Below are 16,610 nucleotides of genomic sequence, written 5' to 3'. Positions count from 1 at the left end.
TAAATGTAGCTTGCAGCAGTACGATAAAATTTATCGTACGGTAAATTAAAACTTGGTGAAATGAATACAAAAAGCCTTCTCGAAAGAAGGCTTGCAACGATGGTGGGGATTATTAAATTTTATAATGTGGTTTCATGGTGTTTTCGACTATGTCGAATTGATAACCACGCAGTGATTGTCAGCACAAGTACAATAAAGCCGAGTGAAATCCAGATAGGCATGTGGAATACATCTAACATCAGCATTTTAAAGCCAATAAATAGTAAAATTAAACCCAGTCCATACGGTAAATAATGCATTTTAGTGGCTGCGCCTGAGAGCAAGAAAAACATGGCACGTAAGCCCAAAATAGCCATAAGATTTGCAGTGAGTACAATAAACGGATCGGTAGTCACGGCAAAAATTGCAGGGATAGAATCCACGGCAAAAATAACGTCAGATGCTTCGACCAAAATTAAAACTAAAAATAATGGCGTTGCCCAAAGTACACCATTTTGGCGCACAAAAAACTGATCTTTTTCCAGTGTTGGGGTAATACGCATGTGTTTGCGTAGCCATTTCAACAACGCCATATCTTCAATATTGCTGGCTTCTTGCTCTGGACCTTTTAAGAATTTAAAGCCTGTGTAGACCAAAAATGCGCCAAAAATATACAAAATCCAGGAGAATTCTTGTACAAACCAAGCTCCAATAAAAATAAAAATGGTTCTGAGAATAATTGCGCCCAGTACGCCGTAGAGTAAAATTTTACGCTGTAAGCCCGGTGGGATGGCGAATGCGGCGAAGATCATCAACCAAACGAATACATTATCAATCGCCAGTGATTTTTCCAGCAAATAACCCGCAAAGTATTCCATGACTTTGGTGTTGGCGACTTCTAGCCCAACGCTGTGTTTAAGATACAGCCATAAACCGCCACCAAATAAAGCTGCCACACTGACCCAGGCGATACTCCAATACGCAGCGGTTTTGACTTTGACCGATTCGCCTGCTTTTTGTTTAAAGCCTAAGAAGTCAATGGCGAGCATGACTGCAACAATTGCAAAAAAGACCAGATATAGCCATAAATTGCCGATGGATTCCATACAATCTCCACATCCAACAACTGGCCACAAAAAAACCTTGACCTGTTGTCAGATGATTTCAAACATCTGTAACAACATGATCAAGGTCTTGCCTACATAGAGCGGACTTGTATCAACAAGTATGTGCACTATGCTCAGCGTCCGACTTTTTGCAAAGTGTAATGACGAAACGCTGACACGTTAAAGTTATATTTTAACGCTTGGAGGAGGCTACTCCCCTTGTTCAACATAATTTGGGATTAGGACGCTGCCTAAATCTGCGTAAAGAATTACATAATTTTAAGTGTTGTGCAATTTATTCTGTATGGTAAATCACTTTAATTTGTACAAATTCAGCACAATATTTCGTAAAGAGTGTGGCAAATTGAAAAAATAGATTTAGTTTGATAGGTGGACTTATGCAAATTCAACATCAAGAAACCCAACGCGGTGGCGAGTTTTTTATTGAACGAGATGGTCGGCATATCGCTGAAATTACTTATCAATATCAAGATGATCACACTATTTTAGCAGATCACACTTGGGTCGATCTGACATTACGAGGTCAAGGGGTTGCCCGTCAGCTATTAGATATTTTGGTCGCCTTTGCACGTGAAAAGCAGCTAAAAATTGTACCCGTGTGCTCTTATATTGAGACGGCTTTTGAAACAGATACACAATATGCTGATGTCGTGGCTTAAAAGTCTTTCTACGTTGAAATAATCTAATGTGTTGGTATTAAAACAGCATGCAGACTTCGTCTGTCGTGCAGTCTAAAATTTTCTTGAAAATATTATAAAAGCCCAAAAAAGCCAATCCACAGCGCGTAGATTGGCTTTTTTGTAACATAGTTAAGCCAAGATTATTCGTAATTAATCATCACTTTCATGGCATTTTCATCTGAAGCATGTTTAAACACATCATAGGCTTTTTCAAATTCAGAGAATTTAAAATGGTGCGTTGCCAGTTTTTCTAAAGGTAATTTGCCTGAACAGCAGGTTTTTAACAGCATACCTGTCGTATTGGTATTCACCAAACCCGTAGTGATGGTCAGGTTTTTAATCCAGAGTTTGTTTAACTCAAAATTTACCGACTTACCATGTACGCCCACATTGGCAATATGTCCGCCCTCTTTCACGACATTTTGGCAAATATCCCAAGTGGCTTCGACACCTACAGCTTCCATGGCACAGTCTACCCCGCGACCACCTGTAATCTCTAAAATACGTTGTACCGCATCTTCTTTGGCAGAGTTAATGGTATGGGTTGCACCCAACTCTTTTGCCATCGCCAAGCGGTTATCGTCCATATCGACTGCGATAATTTGTGCAGGAGAATAGAACTGTGCGGTAAGCAGACAACCCATGCCAATTGGACCTGTACCCACAATTGCAATGGTATCACCAGGTTTAACATTGCCGTATTGCACACCAATTTCATGTGAAGTTGGCAATACATCAGACAAGAAAACCGCAACTTCTTCATTTAAACCTTCAGGCAGCAAATATAAAGAAGTGTCTGCAAATGGAGTACGGACATATTCAGCATGAGTACCATCAATCATATATCCCATGATCCAACCGCCTTCATTTTGGCAGTGTGCATAGAGTTGTTTTTGACAGTTTTCACAAGTACCACAACGGCTGACACAAGAAATAATCACCTTGTCGCCTTTTTTGAAATTTTTGACTGCCGAACCTACTTCTTCAACAATCCCGATGCCTTCGTGACCTAAAATACGGCCATCAAATAGCCCTGTCTTGGCAACTGCAGTGTCTTGAATTTCTGGGTTTTTACCTTTCCAAATACCTAAGTCAGTACCGCAAATGGTAGTTTTGGTGAGACGAATCACGGCATCTGTTGGTTGTAAAATTTCTGGACGTGGGCGTTCTTCAAAACGAATATCATTGGCGCCGTGGTAGACCATGGCTTTCATTGTTTTTGACATTGTGACCATCCTTCTTAGTAATAATGATGAAAGACATCCAGCAGCCAACCTGTAGCAACCGTCATGCTCGCAGGATGTAATCTTTTTAAAGTAACAGGTCAAGATGACAAGTTCATGAGCAGTATTGTTGCTTTTAATAATTATAATATATAAATTTATAATTAATATAAAAATCCCCTATTTTTTGCCAAAAACAGGGGATTTTTTTTGAAAGAGTTTTAAATCAGTTTAAGCGATTTTAAGCCGTGTGTTGCAACGCTTGAATGAGTTTTTGATGTAAACCACCAAATCCACCATTTGACATAATCACCACTGCATCGCCCTCACCTGCTTGGCTCACGATTTTTTGAATAATTTCATCCAAAGTATTGGCCACCACCGCATGATTGCGAGCAGCCGCAACCACAGGCTGTAAATCCCAGTCTAAACCTTCAGGTTGATACCAAATCACAGCATCCGCCAAACGTGCTGAATCTGCCAAGCCCTCTTTATGACTGCCCATGCGCATGGTGTTGGAACGTGGTTCAATAATCGCCCAAAGCTTACGCTCACCCAAACGCTTACGTGCGCCGTCCAGTGTGGTTTCAATTGCGGTTGGATGGTGGGCAAAGTCATCATAGACTTCAATGCCGCGTATGGTGCCTAATAACTCCATACGGCGTTTCACCCCACCAAAATTGGACAGCGCTGCACATGCGGTTTCAATTGCAACCCCAACATGCTCTGCTGCGGCGATGGTTGCCAAGGCATTGGCGACACTGTGTTGCCCAGTCATATTCCAGCGCACTTCACCTTGTAGCACACCATTTTTCAGAACTTTAAAATGTGAACCATCTGCTGCAAGTTGTTCTGCATACAGTTCCGCTTGTGGATCTGCATTGAGCGAAGTACGTAGCACAGGTGTCCAGCAACCCATTTCTAACACTTCATCAATATGGGTTTCTGTAATTGGGGCAATAATGCGCCCTTCACTTGGGATGGTACGCACCAAATGATGGAATTGTTTTTGAATTGCGGCCAAATCATCAAAAATATCGGCATGGTCAAATTCAAGGTTATTTAAAATGGCGGTTTTAGGATGGTAATGTACGAACTTGGAGCGTTTATCAAAAAACGCAGAGTCGTATTCATCGGCTTCGACACAGAAATACTTGCCTGCACCCAAACGTGCACTTTCACTAAAGCCTAAAGGAACGCCGCCAATTAAAAAGCCCGGTTCTAAGCCTGCCTGATCCAATACCCACGCCAACATGGTGGTGGTGGTGGTTTTGCCGTGCGTGCCTGCAACGCCCAGTACGTGTTTGCCTTGCAAGACATGATCGGCCAAAAATTGCGGGCCAGAAATATACGGTAAACCTGCATTCAGCATGTATTCAACCGCATCAATCCCACGTTTCATGGCATTGCCTACAATCACTAAATCTGGATGCGGTTGTAAATGGCTGCGATCATAACCTTGCATTAAGGTAATGCCTGCATTTTCCAGTTGAGTCGACATCGGTGGATAGACGTTTTGGTCTGAACCTGTGACGGTATGTCCTAAATCGCGGGCCAAAAGTGCTAATGAGCCCATAAATGTGCCACAAATACCCAAAATATGCAGATGCATTCCGCCTTACTCCACTGCTTTTTATAGACACATCACGTATTTTTGTGCTGTTGTCGTGATTAACTTGATTTGAAGCAACGATAGCAAGGGTTTTGGCGAAAAGATAGTGATTCTTGTATCTCATTTCAGGGATTTTTCAGCGCTGAATCTGCGCCAAACGATGTAAAAAATTGCTGCTCTTGCATTTTTCATGGCAAATAGCTCGTAAAATAAAACTGAATTTTTAAGATAGTACGACACAATGTCTTCAGCATTTTTACTTTTGGTGGTTGCAAACTGTTTTATGACCTTGGCGTGGTATGGTCATCTCAAGTTTTTACCACATGATGCGCCGCTGTGGCAGGCTATTTTATTCAGTTGGGTGATCGCCCTGTTTGAATACAGTTTGATGATTCCTGCTACCCGTTTGCTGGCGCAGCATGGCTGGGCGGTAGGTCAAATGAAAATTACCCAAGAAGTTGTGACTTTATTGGTGTTTGTCCCGTTTATGATTTTTTTGTTTAAGCAACCTTTTAAACTGGATTATTTATGGGCAGCTTTATGTTTATGTGGCTGCGTATATTTTGTGTTTCGAGCATCTTAAAATGGTGCTTTTGCATGGCTTAAACAGCTCGCGTAGCTGCAATGGTGTGAGCCTGTGGTTAATTATTAGAAAATAACCAGATAAAAATAATCAAAAAAGTCGGTTGAGTCGCCGTGTTCAATTTTAACAAGTCGAAAAATCAGTCTATAATGTGGAGTTCTTATTCAAGCTTGGCTTTCTCGCCTGAATTTCTCTTTCCTTAGTTTCGTTTCTGGAATATTTGTAATGAACGCGGCCGCTGCACAAGACGCTCCTCTCGTTGGAATTATCATGGGTTCTCAATCGGATTGGGCAACTCTCGAACACACTGCCAATATGCTGAAGCAGCTTGGTGTCCCATTTGAAGCGGAAGTCGTTTCTGCACACCGTACCCCAGATCGCTTATTTGAATATGCTGAACAAGCGCGTGATCGTGGCATTCAGGTGATTATTGCAGGCGCTGGTGGTGCCGCACACTTACCAGGTATGTGTGCAGCTAAAACTGATTTACCTGTTTTGGGTGTGCCAGTGAAATCTTCAATTTTAAATGGTGTCGATTCATTACTTTCAATTGTGCAAATGCCTGCGGGTATTGCGGTAGGTACATTGGCTATTGGTCCTGCGGGAGCAACCAATGCGGCAATTATGGCAGCCCAAATTTTAGGTTTAACCCGTCCAGAAATTGCACAAAATGTTGCCAATTTCCGTGCCGCGCAAACTGAGAAAGTTTCAAGCAACAATATTCCAGGTCAGGCTTAAGCGGGACAATTACTATGGATAAGACCATCGGTATTTTTGGTGGCGGTCAATTGGGTCGCATGATGGCACAAGCGGCTTTACCCTTAAATATTCAATGTACCTTTTTTGAAGCCAGTCCAGATTGCCCAGCGGCAACCTTGGGTCAGGTTTTTGCCAGCAAAAGCGAAAATAGCCTACAAGATTTTATACACAGTGCCGATGTATTCAGCCTTGAGTTTGAAAATACTCCGTTGGCTGATGTTGATGTATTGATTAAGCACAAAGACTTGCATCCACCACGTCAGGCTTTGGCAATTGCCCAAAACCGCTTGCTGGAAAAAGGCTTATTTGATGAATTGGCGATTCCTGTTGCGCCGTATAAAGCGGTCAACTCGCTGGAAAGTTTACAGGCTGCTGTAGCTGAGCTCGGTCTGCCAATTGTGCTAAAAACCGCAACAGGCGGCTATGATGGCAAAGGTCAGTTTGTCTTGCGCAGTGCAGATCAGATTGAACAAGCATGGGCAGAACTTGGCCCTGCAGGCAGCTTGATCGCAGAAAGTTTTGTTACTTTTTCACGTGAAGTATCTATTATTGCGGTGCGTGGTCAAAATGGTGAAGTAAAAACTTGGCCATTGGCAGAAAACCATCATCACAACGGTATTTTGTCGCATTCGATTGTCCCTGCACCAAACAGCGCTGACTTGCAGCCTGCGGCACAAGACTATATCACTCGCCTGCTCAATCACTTGAATTATGTAGGTGTGTTGACGTTAGAGCTATTTGTCACTGACAAGGGCTTGTATGCCAACGAGATGGCACCTCGTGTGCATAACTCAGGTCACTGGTCAATTGAAGGCGCGGTGTGTTCGCAGTTTGAGAACCATATTCGTGCTGTAGCAGGTTTACCGTTAGGCTCAACTGAAGTGGTACGTCCAACGGTGATGGTCAATATTATTGGTCAGCATCCCAAAACTGAAGATGTGTTGGCATTGAATGGCGCACATTTGCATTTGTACAATAAAACTGAGCGTGAAGGTCGTAAAATTGGGCATATTACTTTAATGCCGAATGATGCTGCTGAGTTGACAGATTTATGCCGCCAATTGGCAAAAATTTTGCCAAATCCATTGGCGCTCAGTGCTGATATGAGCTTGTAAATTTAAAAATGACGCCAAAGCGCTCATCACGATGAGCGCTTTTTTATGCTCTCACATTTTTTATTCTGCCCATTTTTAAGGTGTTCTACCGTTAATCTGTCTAGGATTGACGCTGTAATTTTAGGTTGATTAAGATAGATCAGGCTGAATAAGCAACCATCACCGTAGCAAAGCAATACTTAAAATAAAAATGCGCACAAGTCTGATGGGAAACAGATGATAATTATGAATTCAAAACTTTAAATTCAAATAGCGCGTTTTAAATTTAAAGCGATGCTTCAACTTTGAATTTAAATATCAGAAATGAATTTAAAGATAGATCTGCAGTTTTGAATTTAAATAAAGTAGCGGCTCTTTTGATCTTTAAATTTAAAAAGCTACTTTTAAATTCAAAGTAATACATCGTAAATATGCAGTGAATGTCGTGTTTTGTGGATAACTTGGGTTGGTTTAATTTGAATTTAAACTTTTAAATTTAAAAGTCTTATCATGTGTTGTGATTTTGAATTTAAAAATGTGAGATGCCGTACTTGTGGATAAGTGTTTTAAATTTAAAACGAGAAAATGAATTTAAAACTGTGTAAATGAATTTAAAGTTACAGATTTTCATCTGATCTCTGTGGCTGAAGGTGTTATGGTAAAGCCAAGATTTAAATTCAAAACACATCAAAGGGTATTATGCATCGTTTCGCTGTGATTTTTGCGACAGCTGCAATGGCAGCTACTCAGGTTCAGGCAGAACTGATTATCAATGGAAAATCTGTCACCGTAACACCAACGGTCAGTACATCTGCAAATTTTCAACCACAAAACCATTTTCAAAGTTGTTTGGCCAATTTACGCAGCCAAGCCATTGCCAAAGGGGTGAGTGGCAGCAGTTATGATCGCTATACTCAAAATCTCAGCCCAGATTATTCCGTCATTGAGCGTTTAAATTACCAACCTGAATTTTCTACGCCAATCTGGGATTATCTCTCAGGCTTGGTCGATGATGAGCGCGTGCAGGCAGGACAGCAGAAATTGGCACAGCACCGTGATGTGCTCAATCGTGTTGCAGCAGCCTATGGCGTACCTGCAGAAACCGTAGTGGCGGTTTGGGGTGTAGAAAGTAACTTTGGTGCGATTTCAGGATCCTATCCATTATTGCAAGCGCTAGGTACCTTGAGCTGTGAAGGACGCCGTCAAAGCTATTTCCGAGGTGAGTTTTTTACCACCATGCGTTTATTGCAACGTGGTGATGTCACTGAATCACAATTAAAAGGCTCATGGGCAGGGGCGTTTGGGCATACTCAGTTTATGCCATCGACCTATGATGAGTTGGCGGTCGATTTTGATGGTGATGGTCGCCGTGACTTAGTATCTAGTATTCCAGATGCTTTGGCTTCCACCGCTAACTTTTTAAAACGTCGCGGCTGGCAAACAGGGCAGCCGTGGGGCTTTGAAGTCAAAGTGCCTGCAGGCATGTCTTTGAGTGGTGAAGGGCGACGCAATAAAAAATCCCTCAGCAGTTGGGTTAATCGTGGGTTGACTCGTGCAGATGGTTCGGCATTAATTCAGGGCAATTTATCGGGCAGTAGTCAGGCAGGCTTGATGGCACCTGCAGGTGCGAATGGCCCTGTATTCTTAGTGTTTAGAAACTTCGATGCCATTTATAGCTATAACGCAGCAGAAAGTTATGCCTTAGCGATTGCGCATTTATCAGATCGTTTAATGGGGCAGTCTGCATTCCGCACCGCTTGGCCAACCGATGATGCAGGTACATCCCGCGCAGAACGCCGTGAAATTCAACGCTTTTTGTTAAGTCGTGGTTATGACATTGGTGAAGTGGATGGTTTAATTGGCGACAAAACCCGTCAAGCGATTCGTCAGGAACAGACTCGACTCGGCTTGGCTGCAACAGGTCGGGCAGGGCAGCAAATTTTAAGAGCGTTTCGTAATGAAGCGGCCAAACAAATGATGCAATAAGTTGTTGCGATTGCATAAAAAAGGTCTGCAAATGTGCAGACCTTTTTAATTTTTGTCTTAAAACAGGGGATTAAGGTTCAATTTTCACTGCTTCAAGCAAATCAAAAATCACAGTCGTGACATCTTGGCTTAATTCTTTGTTATTAAAAATTTCATAAGCTGAAATGGTGATGTCGGTATCACTTGGCAGCAAACGCTGTTCTTCTTCAATCAGGTGTTCAATTGGTAATAAGGTCTGTCTAACCTCAAGATGCAAAATATCTTTGTATTCAATATTTTCATCTTCAAGTTCAATCACTTGCTCATTAAAATACGGCAATAAAATCGAGTGGAGACAAGGTTGAAGCTCAACAATATCAAAAATTTCGATATCACGGCTTTGTTCAATCGTGCTGATGTGGTCATTTACTTCAATCAGGATATGGTAGTAACTCACATGAATCTCCACAGATCGTTCAGGGTTATACAGAGCCTTCACAATAACATGAAATGAGTAAATTTGCTGCCTTTGCACGTGTAATGGATATGCAACTATCGTACAGGGTGAGGGGAGTTTTGTGTTTTAGTCACTTCAGTTTGCCAGATTGCTCAATGCCGTGCATGGAGTAAATCGAGATCGGCAGGGCGCAGTTGGAAATTCTGCAACTGCTGATCTTTTAGCATTGGATACATTAAGGCATAAGGGTCGTTATGGTGTGCTAAACCCAAAGCATGACCAAATTCATGCGCCAAAGTAAGACGTAAATCATCTTTAGATTGAAACTCATAAATCCGAATGGCCTGACCATCAAAGCTGCCTTTATCAAATAAACGTGGTTGAAAATGTGCATTAAATTGCTGGATGGATACATCAATGTCTTGATTAAGTTGATTGAGGGCATCGACTTGTTGATTGAGCTGGTTAATTTGCTGATTAAATTGCGCTATTTCGTGTTCTAAACTCCACATGTGTTGCTGGATTTCTTGTTTTTTGGCTGCAAAAATTTCCTGTTGCGAAGGATGTAGCCCACCACTTTGGTTAATTTGCTGTACTTGACGATTGTATTGTTCAAGTTGTTGTTCAAATAGCATTTTTTTTGCATCAAGTTGTTGATTTTTATCTGCAATTTCTTGTTTTAGTGCTTGAATATTTTGGTTTTGATTGTTCCAGTGTTGTTGGCGTTGTTCAATGGCTGTAAGTTGTTGTTGGCGTTGGTTTGATTCATCTTGACGTTGATCATAAATCAAGTGAATGGCGAGCTTGGCGTTCGGGTCATATACAAAATAATCTTGTCCCGTCCCTTGTTTCCAAATATGGGTGGCTTCCTGACTCAGTTGTAGTAAATCGGCATGGCTTAAGCCAAAACGCGGATCGACTTCAGCAATACGATAACGTAAGCGAGTATCTAAAGGATGTTTTAAATGATCTAGTGCAGTATTGTGTCGTGTATGAGGATGTTGAATATTTTGATAAATCAGCAAGATAGAAAACAGTATGATTGCACCCAATAGAAACAAACGCATTGCTAGCGACATCCTTTTTTGGGTTTACTGTAGCCGAAAGTAGGGCAGAAACTCAATCTATTTGCAGTTAGAGTATTATTTTATCTATTGTACTCGGTTGAGCGTCCAATTGTCTGTGCTCTTTCATTTAAATCTTGAAGTCAGTGTATGGATATCGAAAAGAAAAACCGCGCTGCAATTGCTTGCAGCGCGGTTTTTGATGTGCGTTAAAGCGACAAATTATTTTTTATCATCTTTGACTTCAGTGAATTCAGCATCCACAACGCCATCATCGGCTTTTTGTTGACCTGCGTCACCGCCAAATGCATTTGGGTCGAAACCTTGTGCACCGCCTTGACCTTGTGCAGCTTCATACGCACGTTGCGTAATTGGCATGATGATGTTTTGCAATGCTTCAGTTTTTGCTTTGATTGCATCTACATCATTTTCTTTGGTTGTCGCTTCAAGCTCAGTGACTGCAGTTTCAATCGCAGTTTTTTCATCGGCAGTCACTTGTTCACCAAGGTCTTTTACTGCTTTTTGAGCAGAAGAAACTAAAGCATCCGCTTCGTTACGTGCTTTTGCAAGTTCTTCAAACTTACGGTCTTCTTCAGCATTTGCTTCAGCATCTTTAATCATCGCTTCAATTTCAGCATCGCTCAAACCAGAGTTTGCTTTAATTTGAATCGATTGTTCTTTGCCTGTGCTCTTGTCTTTTGCAGACACTTTCAAGATACCGTCAGCGTTAATGTCGAACGAAACTTCAATTTGTGGCACACCGCGTGGCGCTGGTGGAATGTCACCTAATTGGAAGTTACCCAACAATTTGTTTTGTTGAGCCATTTTACGCTCACCTTGGTAAACTGAAATGTCTACTGCAGGCTGGTTGTCTGCCGCTGTTGAGAACACTTGAGATTTCTTCGCAGGAATCGTGGTGTTTTTCTCAATGATTGGCGTCAACACGCCACCCATAGTTTCAATACCAAGCGTTAACGGAGTTACGTCTAGAAGCAATACGTCAGTTTTGTCACCAGACAATACGGCACCCTGAATTGCTGCACCAATTGCAACAGCTTCGTCTGGGTTTACGTCTTTACGTGGCTCTTTGCCAAAGAATTCTTGTACTTTTTGTTGTACAAGTGGCATACGTGATTGACCACCCACCAAAATCACGTCAGAGATGTCAGAAGTTGAAAGTCCTGCATCTTGTAGCGCAACTTTACATGGCTCAATGGTACGAGCGACTAAATCAGCAACCAAACCTTCAAGTTTGGCGCGAGTCACGTTCATCACCAAGTGCTTCGGACCTGTTGCGTCTGCAGTGATATATGGCAAGTTGATTTCAGTCGCATTTGAAGATGAAAGCTCGATTTTTGCTTTCTCAGCCGCTTCTTTCAGACGTTGTAATGCCAATGGATCTTGTTTCAAGTTGAAGTTTTGCTCTTTTTTGAACTCTTCAACCAAGTATTCGATCAAGGCATTGTCAAAGTCTTCACCACCAAGGAAGGTATCACCGTTGGTTGATAACACTTCAATTTGTTGGTCGCCATCAAGGTCTGCAATTTCAATGATCGATACGTCAAAAGTACCACCACCCAAGTCATATACAGCAACTTTACGGTCGCCTTCTTTCTTGTCCATACCAAATGCAAGCGCAGCAGCAGTTGGTTCGTTGATGATACGTTTAACTTCTAAGCCTGCAATTTTACCCGCATCTTTGGTTGCTTGGCGCTGTGCATCGTTAAAGTACGCAGGTACAGTAATCACGGCTTCAGTAACTGTTTCGCCCAAATAATCTTCGGCAGTCTTTTTCATCTTTTTCAAAGTTTCTGCAGAAATTTGCTGTGGTGCAAGTTTCTTGTCATTCACTTCAACCCAAGCATCGCCATTGTCTGCTTTGATGATTTTGTAAGGCACAAGACCAATGTCTTTTTGTACCGCTTGGTCTTCATAACGACGACCAATCAAACGCTTAATTGCGAATAATGTGTTTTTCGGGTTAGTTACAGCCTGACGCTTTGCAGATTGACCTACAAGAATTTCGCCATCTTTATAAGCAATAATAGATGGAGTTGTACGTGCGCCTTCTGCGTTTTCAATTACTTTAACTTTGTCGCCTTCAAGTACCGCTACACATGAGTTAGTTGTACCTAAGTCAATACCAATGATTTTAGCCATTTGGATGTTTCCTCAAAAATTCTTTTGCAATGTTTTCACTTGTTATTCGATATGAGAGCCAATCAAAATTTTTCAAGTTGTTTAGATGAAAATTTTTTATCAACTCTCGATTTTATAAGGCTTAAGCGCCAACCATCACCATTGCAGGGCGGAGTAAGCGACCATGTAAGGTGTAGCCTTTTTGTAATACGTTGCCAATTTCATTGGCTTTTGCATTTGGATCAATCCCTACGGCTTGATGCAGGTCTGCATTGAAACCATTGGCTGTATCAATCACCACCACACCAAACTTTTCTAAAGTGGTCAGTAATGATTTCAAGGTCAGTTCCACACCTTCAGACAAGGCAGTTTTTTCATCACCATTGGCGGCAATAGCACGCTCAAGGTTGTCTACAGAATCCAATAATTCTTTAGCAAACTTTTCTAAAGCAAACTTTTTAGCTGTATCTGCTTCACGTTCTAAACGCTCTTTGGTTTTTTCCGCTTCGTAAACTGCATTGGCAGTACGTGCTTTTTCCAATTTTAGGTTTTCTTCAAGTTTGCTCAGTTGTTCTTGTAAAGACTCAACGGAAACTTCTGCTTGCTCAGTATCTTGCGCTGTTTGTTGTTCCGTCTGCTCTTGCTCAAGGTCTTGAGTTTGTTCGTTCTGCTCAGTTGCCATTGATTTACTCCGTTTAAATGGGTTTTTAAACATGTACAGTCCTTTGGCGTCAGTGCTAACTGCGTTATTGCTGAACTGCCATGGTTAGAGAAGTTCGTAATTAGCTAAGAAATCGGGGCAGGGCAGATAAAATTCAAGCGTCTTTGCAGATTAATTTATTTTTGCATTGAACTTTAACTAAAAATAACGTCTTTGCTGCACTTTAATATTGCAAGTGAGGGATAGTTTAAAGGAAAAAGATGCAGCATTAAGGTGCTCAAAAGAAGATTTAAATCCTAAAAAAGTATTTGATTTATATCGAAATTAATCTATAGCCTATGATTTTTATTTTAGCTTTTATCCAATAACCGTGCTATGGACGTGTTAAGTAAGAGCTAAACCAATTATTTTAGAGAAATTAATTATTTTACAATAATTTATACGCTGCTTATTCTTTGTGCATAGATGCTATATCGCTGTAGATTCTAGTGTATTGTTAGAACTTTTTTCGGGGCTTATCTAACTTCTGAATAAGCCCTTTTTTTACCTCATTTGTTTTGCTTTGCTGTAAGACTCAATCACGATCACGTCGTTGTTCACGGTCTTTACGGTTTTCCTGCCAGCGCTTTTGTTGTGCATCACGTTGTTGTTGCCAGCGTTTACGTGCTTCCTCACGCTTTTTTTGTTCAGCTTCAATTTGCTGCTTACGCTTTTGCTCAAGCTGTTTACGCTGCTGTTCCGATAAGCGTTTGCGTTGCTCTGCTAAGCGTTGTCGCTCTTGTTCATAGCGTTGTTGCTGTAATTGCTGTTGTCGTTTTTGTTCCCATTCACGACGTTCTAGTTCACGTTTACGACGCTCTAACTCAACCCGATTTTTACCTTGTTGATATTCCCAACGCTGCCGATCATTGTCATACCGTCGATGATCATCATCATAGCGACGGTCATAGCGTGGCTCATATCGTCCATCGTAGTAACCTTCGTCAGGCACGACCACGCAACCTACGGCTAAAATGGCAGTTGCGCACGAAAGTAAGATCAATTTTTTTGTCATGCTCTGCCTCCTGAGCCGATGAGGTAAATTTGTCTGAAACATCAATCATAGACCGCAATAGTGTCAATGACAGCGTCATAAAAGCAGGGTAGCGTATAGGTAATTTGAATGTGTATAACGATTGAAGCACTTGTATAACAAAATGGTCACTGTGCTGTTGATCATGAAGAAATTATGAAGCGTTTAGGCAAATCATGCAGACATATAAAAAGGAACAGGCATGCAAATTTTGAATTCATCTCTCAAAAATAAATTGCACAAAGGACAAGGTGCTGCTGCGCGTGCATTAAATAAGTTACCAAGTCGAGTACATCATACTTTGGCTCAAGCTTTGGGTTATCCGTATCATTATCCAGACCTTGATCCATTTATTAAATGCATGATGGCGGCACAATTAAAACAAGGGAAAATTGGTTTTATTGGTGCTGACCCTGTACAGTCTAGACAGGCATTTGATCGACAAATGCAATCTATTCTGAGCACTCCAACTGCGGTCAAACGAGTTGAAGAAATCCGTTTAAACTTAGCCAGTGGCAATATCGCAGCGCGTTATTATCATCCTGCACCACATAAAAAATTGCCTTTAATCGTGTTTTATCATGGTGGTGGTTTTGTGGTGGGTGGTTTAGACAGTCATGACGAATTTTGCCGCTTAATGGTGGTACATGCCCATGCACAAGTGTTGAGTGTGGAATATCCACTCGCGCCTGAAGCTAGTCCACAGCAGATTATTCAAGTCTGTGAAGATGCTTTGGCATGGGCATATCAACATCGTCGAGAAATGAAAATTTTAAAAAATCGCATAGCGGTGGCAGGCGATAGTGCGGGTGGTAATATTGCAGCGGTGGTTGCACAGCGTAGTGCTCATTCAGCCTATGCACCTGACGCACAATTTTTAATTTATCCAGCCTTAGATTTTAAGAGTCGCCATCCTTCATTCTTTGCTTATAAAGATGGTTTGGTGCTGACGGGGCAAGATGTTGATTTTGTCACACAGCACTATGTCACACAGCATCAGGTCGCTTTGGATGATCCAATCATTTCGCCAACTTTTGGCAAATTGAAAAAACTAGCGCCTGCCTTTGTGGTCACAGCAGGGCATGACGTTTTGCATGATGAAGCTGAAATTTATGCACATAAATTACGTCAACATGCTGTCACGGTAAAATATGTAGAATATTTAGATCAAACACATGGTTTTATTAGCATGACCTTTGTGTCGCGTCGCGCCAAAAAAATCAGCATTGAAATGTGTAAAAACTTTAGAAAATTTTGGGATCGACCACGTAGCTAAACCTTGGGTTGTCTTTGTTAATCTGTTTCACGTGGAACGGTTAAACCAGAGTAGAGATTTCGGCTTCTGGAAAAGTCAGTTCGAACTCAAGCACGTAAAAACCATTGATGAAGCGTGCCTGATTAAAATCAGGAAACAACTTGGATTCGATTGCCAAGACGCATGTTTGAGTGGGATTAATCTGCCGCGAAAAGAAGGATTAAATTGATAAGATTTCCCTTGCCATGTTTGCTGAATTTTTAAAAGCGCAGCAGGGATGTAATGACTATCAATAAAGCTACGTTGCGTATTGCATTTTTCAAGTTGAATGGCGAATTGCAAATCTGCGTGTTGTATTTTGCAACTCATCTGTCGATCTTGAATATCCCAATCAAAGCTTGCCAGTTCTTTCGGAATACCCCAAAGCTGTTGTCCGTGTTGCACAGAAGACTCGGTTGAAACGAAAATTTTAGGAATAGTAGATAAACGACGCTGCCTAAATAAAGGATGATCTAAAATCAGCAGCTCATCGTAAGCACCAATGGGGCTAGCGTGATAACGCACCCACATGACTTGAACAAGACGTCCTAAAAAAGAAGGTGTTAAGCCAAAAGGTTGTGCCTGTTTTAAAAATTGTGGGCTGAGCCAATAATTTAAAATATAGGCTTCACCTTGAAGTTGCCAAGGTGCTGGACACAGTCGGCTCTGATCTGAATTATTTTTATCAAATGGAGCGTAAAACTCAGTCCTTCAGGTCAGAGATATAAGCGACACGACATGAAGTGTCGTTTGATTTAACTAAGGACTATTTTTCTTGAGTTTTGATTGTTAATATAAGTACATGAAAACCCTTAAATTACGTATAAAAGACAAACATTGCAAGGTGTTAGACCAACTAGCATCAGAAGTGAACTTCGTCTGGAATTATGTCAATGATTTA

Annotated in this window: 14 protein-coding genes and 1 pseudogene; 6 read left to right on the top strand and 9 right to left on the bottom strand. The window is 41.4% G+C overall.

From position 1 onward, the window contains the following. Nucleotides 1–119 precede the first annotated feature (119 nt). Complete coding sequence (locus FTV28_RS11940) at nt 120–1,085, bottom strand: TerC family protein (protein WP_104852786.1); 966 nt, start codon at nt 1,083–1,085, stop codon at nt 120–122. 398 nt (nt 1,086–1,483) lie between these two features. On the opposite strand from FTV28_RS11940, the gene FTV28_RS11935 reads away from it, so the two are divergent. Further along, nucleotides 1,484–1,765: a GNAT family N-acetyltransferase gene (locus FTV28_RS11935; protein WP_004969793.1), complete on the top strand. Its 282-nt coding sequence runs from the start codon at nt 1,484–1,486 to the stop codon at nt 1,763–1,765. A 161-nt stretch (nt 1,766–1,926) separates the two neighbouring features. On the opposite strand, the gene FTV28_RS11930 is transcribed toward FTV28_RS11935, so the two are convergent. Both FTV28_RS11930 and mpl read right to left on the bottom strand, forming a co-directional pair. Further along, entirely contained in the window at nt 1,927–3,012 is a 1,086-nt protein-coding gene (locus tag FTV28_RS11930; RefSeq protein WP_096902007.1) for a zinc-dependent alcohol dehydrogenase family protein, read from the bottom strand. A 238-nt stretch (nt 3,013–3,250) separates the two neighbouring features. After that, nucleotides 3,251–4,621, bottom strand: a complete 1,371-nt coding sequence (gene mpl / locus FTV28_RS11925) for a UDP-N-acetylmuramate:L-alanyl-gamma-D-glutamyl-meso-diaminopimelate ligase (protein WP_004969796.1) — start codon at nt 4,619–4,621, stop codon at nt 3,251–3,253. A gap of 241 nt (nt 4,622–4,862) precedes the next feature. Between mpl and FTV28_RS11920 the strand changes: the two genes are divergently transcribed. The 4 genes from FTV28_RS11920 (at nt 4,863) to FTV28_RS11905 (ending at nt 9,043) form a co-directional block, all read left to right on the top strand. Next, nucleotides 4,863–5,204 (top strand): DMT family protein, encoded by a 342-nt coding sequence (locus tag FTV28_RS11920; protein ID WP_004969799.1) that lies wholly within the window; start codon nt 4,863–4,865, stop codon nt 5,202–5,204. A 225-nt stretch (nt 5,205–5,429) separates the two neighbouring features. Continuing rightward, entirely contained in the window at nt 5,430–5,942 is a 513-nt protein-coding gene (gene purE, locus FTV28_RS11915; RefSeq protein ID WP_019836195.1) for a 5-(carboxyamino)imidazole ribonucleotide mutase, read from the top strand. A 14-nt stretch (nt 5,943–5,956) separates the two neighbouring features. Continuing rightward, nucleotides 5,957–7,078, top strand: coding sequence for a 5-(carboxyamino)imidazole ribonucleotide synthase (locus FTV28_RS11910; RefSeq protein WP_131261895.1), 1,122 nt, complete (start codon nt 5,957–5,959; stop codon nt 7,076–7,078). A gap of 678 nt (nt 7,079–7,756) precedes the next feature. Then, a complete protein-coding gene (locus tag FTV28_RS11905) occupies nt 7,757–9,043 on the top strand; it encodes a lytic murein transglycosylase (protein WP_004969803.1) in 1,287 nt (428 codons plus the stop codon). A 70-nt stretch (nt 9,044–9,113) separates the two neighbouring features. Here the strand turns inward: FTV28_RS11905 and FTV28_RS11900 are convergent, their stop codons facing one another. From FTV28_RS11900 to FTV28_RS11880, 5 genes are all read right to left on the bottom strand, one after another. Next, complete coding sequence (locus FTV28_RS11900) at nt 9,114–9,491, bottom strand: hypothetical protein (RefSeq protein ID WP_162164695.1); 378 nt, start codon at nt 9,489–9,491, stop codon at nt 9,114–9,116. Nucleotides 9,492–9,631: 140 nt separating this feature from the next. Beyond that, entirely contained in the window at nt 9,632–10,546 is a 915-nt protein-coding gene (locus FTV28_RS11895) for a matrixin family metalloprotease (RefSeq protein WP_179990573.1), read from the bottom strand. A gap of 219 nt (nt 10,547–10,765) precedes the next feature. Beyond that, on the bottom strand, nt 10,766–12,703 hold the full coding sequence (dnaK, locus tag FTV28_RS11890; protein WP_154321227.1) for a molecular chaperone DnaK: 1,938 nt from the start codon (nt 12,701–12,703) through the stop codon (nt 10,766–10,768). Nucleotides 12,704–12,824: 121 nt separating this feature from the next. Further along, nucleotides 12,825–13,397: a nucleotide exchange factor GrpE gene (grpE, locus tag FTV28_RS11885; RefSeq protein ID WP_256732321.1), complete on the bottom strand. Its 573-nt coding sequence runs from the start codon at nt 13,395–13,397 to the stop codon at nt 12,825–12,827. A gap of 520 nt (nt 13,398–13,917) precedes the next feature. Further along, nucleotides 13,918–14,397, bottom strand: coding sequence for a hypothetical protein (locus FTV28_RS11880; RefSeq protein ID WP_178867890.1), 480 nt, complete (start codon nt 14,395–14,397; stop codon nt 13,918–13,920). A 220-nt stretch (nt 14,398–14,617) separates the two neighbouring features. On the opposite strand from FTV28_RS11880, the gene FTV28_RS11875 reads away from it, so the two are divergent. Further along, nucleotides 14,618–15,691, top strand: a complete 1,074-nt coding sequence (locus FTV28_RS11875) for an alpha/beta hydrolase (protein WP_179990571.1) — start codon at nt 14,618–14,620, stop codon at nt 15,689–15,691. A gap of 40 nt (nt 15,692–15,731) precedes the next feature. Here the strand turns inward: FTV28_RS11875 and FTV28_RS11870 are convergent. Beyond that, nucleotides 15,732–16,369, bottom strand: a pseudogene (locus tag FTV28_RS11870) (acetoacetate decarboxylase family protein). Between the last annotated feature and the right edge of the window lie 241 nt (nt 16,370–16,610).

Source organism: Acinetobacter sp. YH12252, assembly GCF_013417365.1.
GTDB lineage: Bacteria > Pseudomonadota > Gammaproteobacteria > Pseudomonadales > Moraxellaceae > Acinetobacter > Acinetobacter towneri.
The sequence above is the reverse complement of the archived record's forward strand: the minus strand, read 5'-3'. Positions and strand labels throughout refer to the sequence as shown.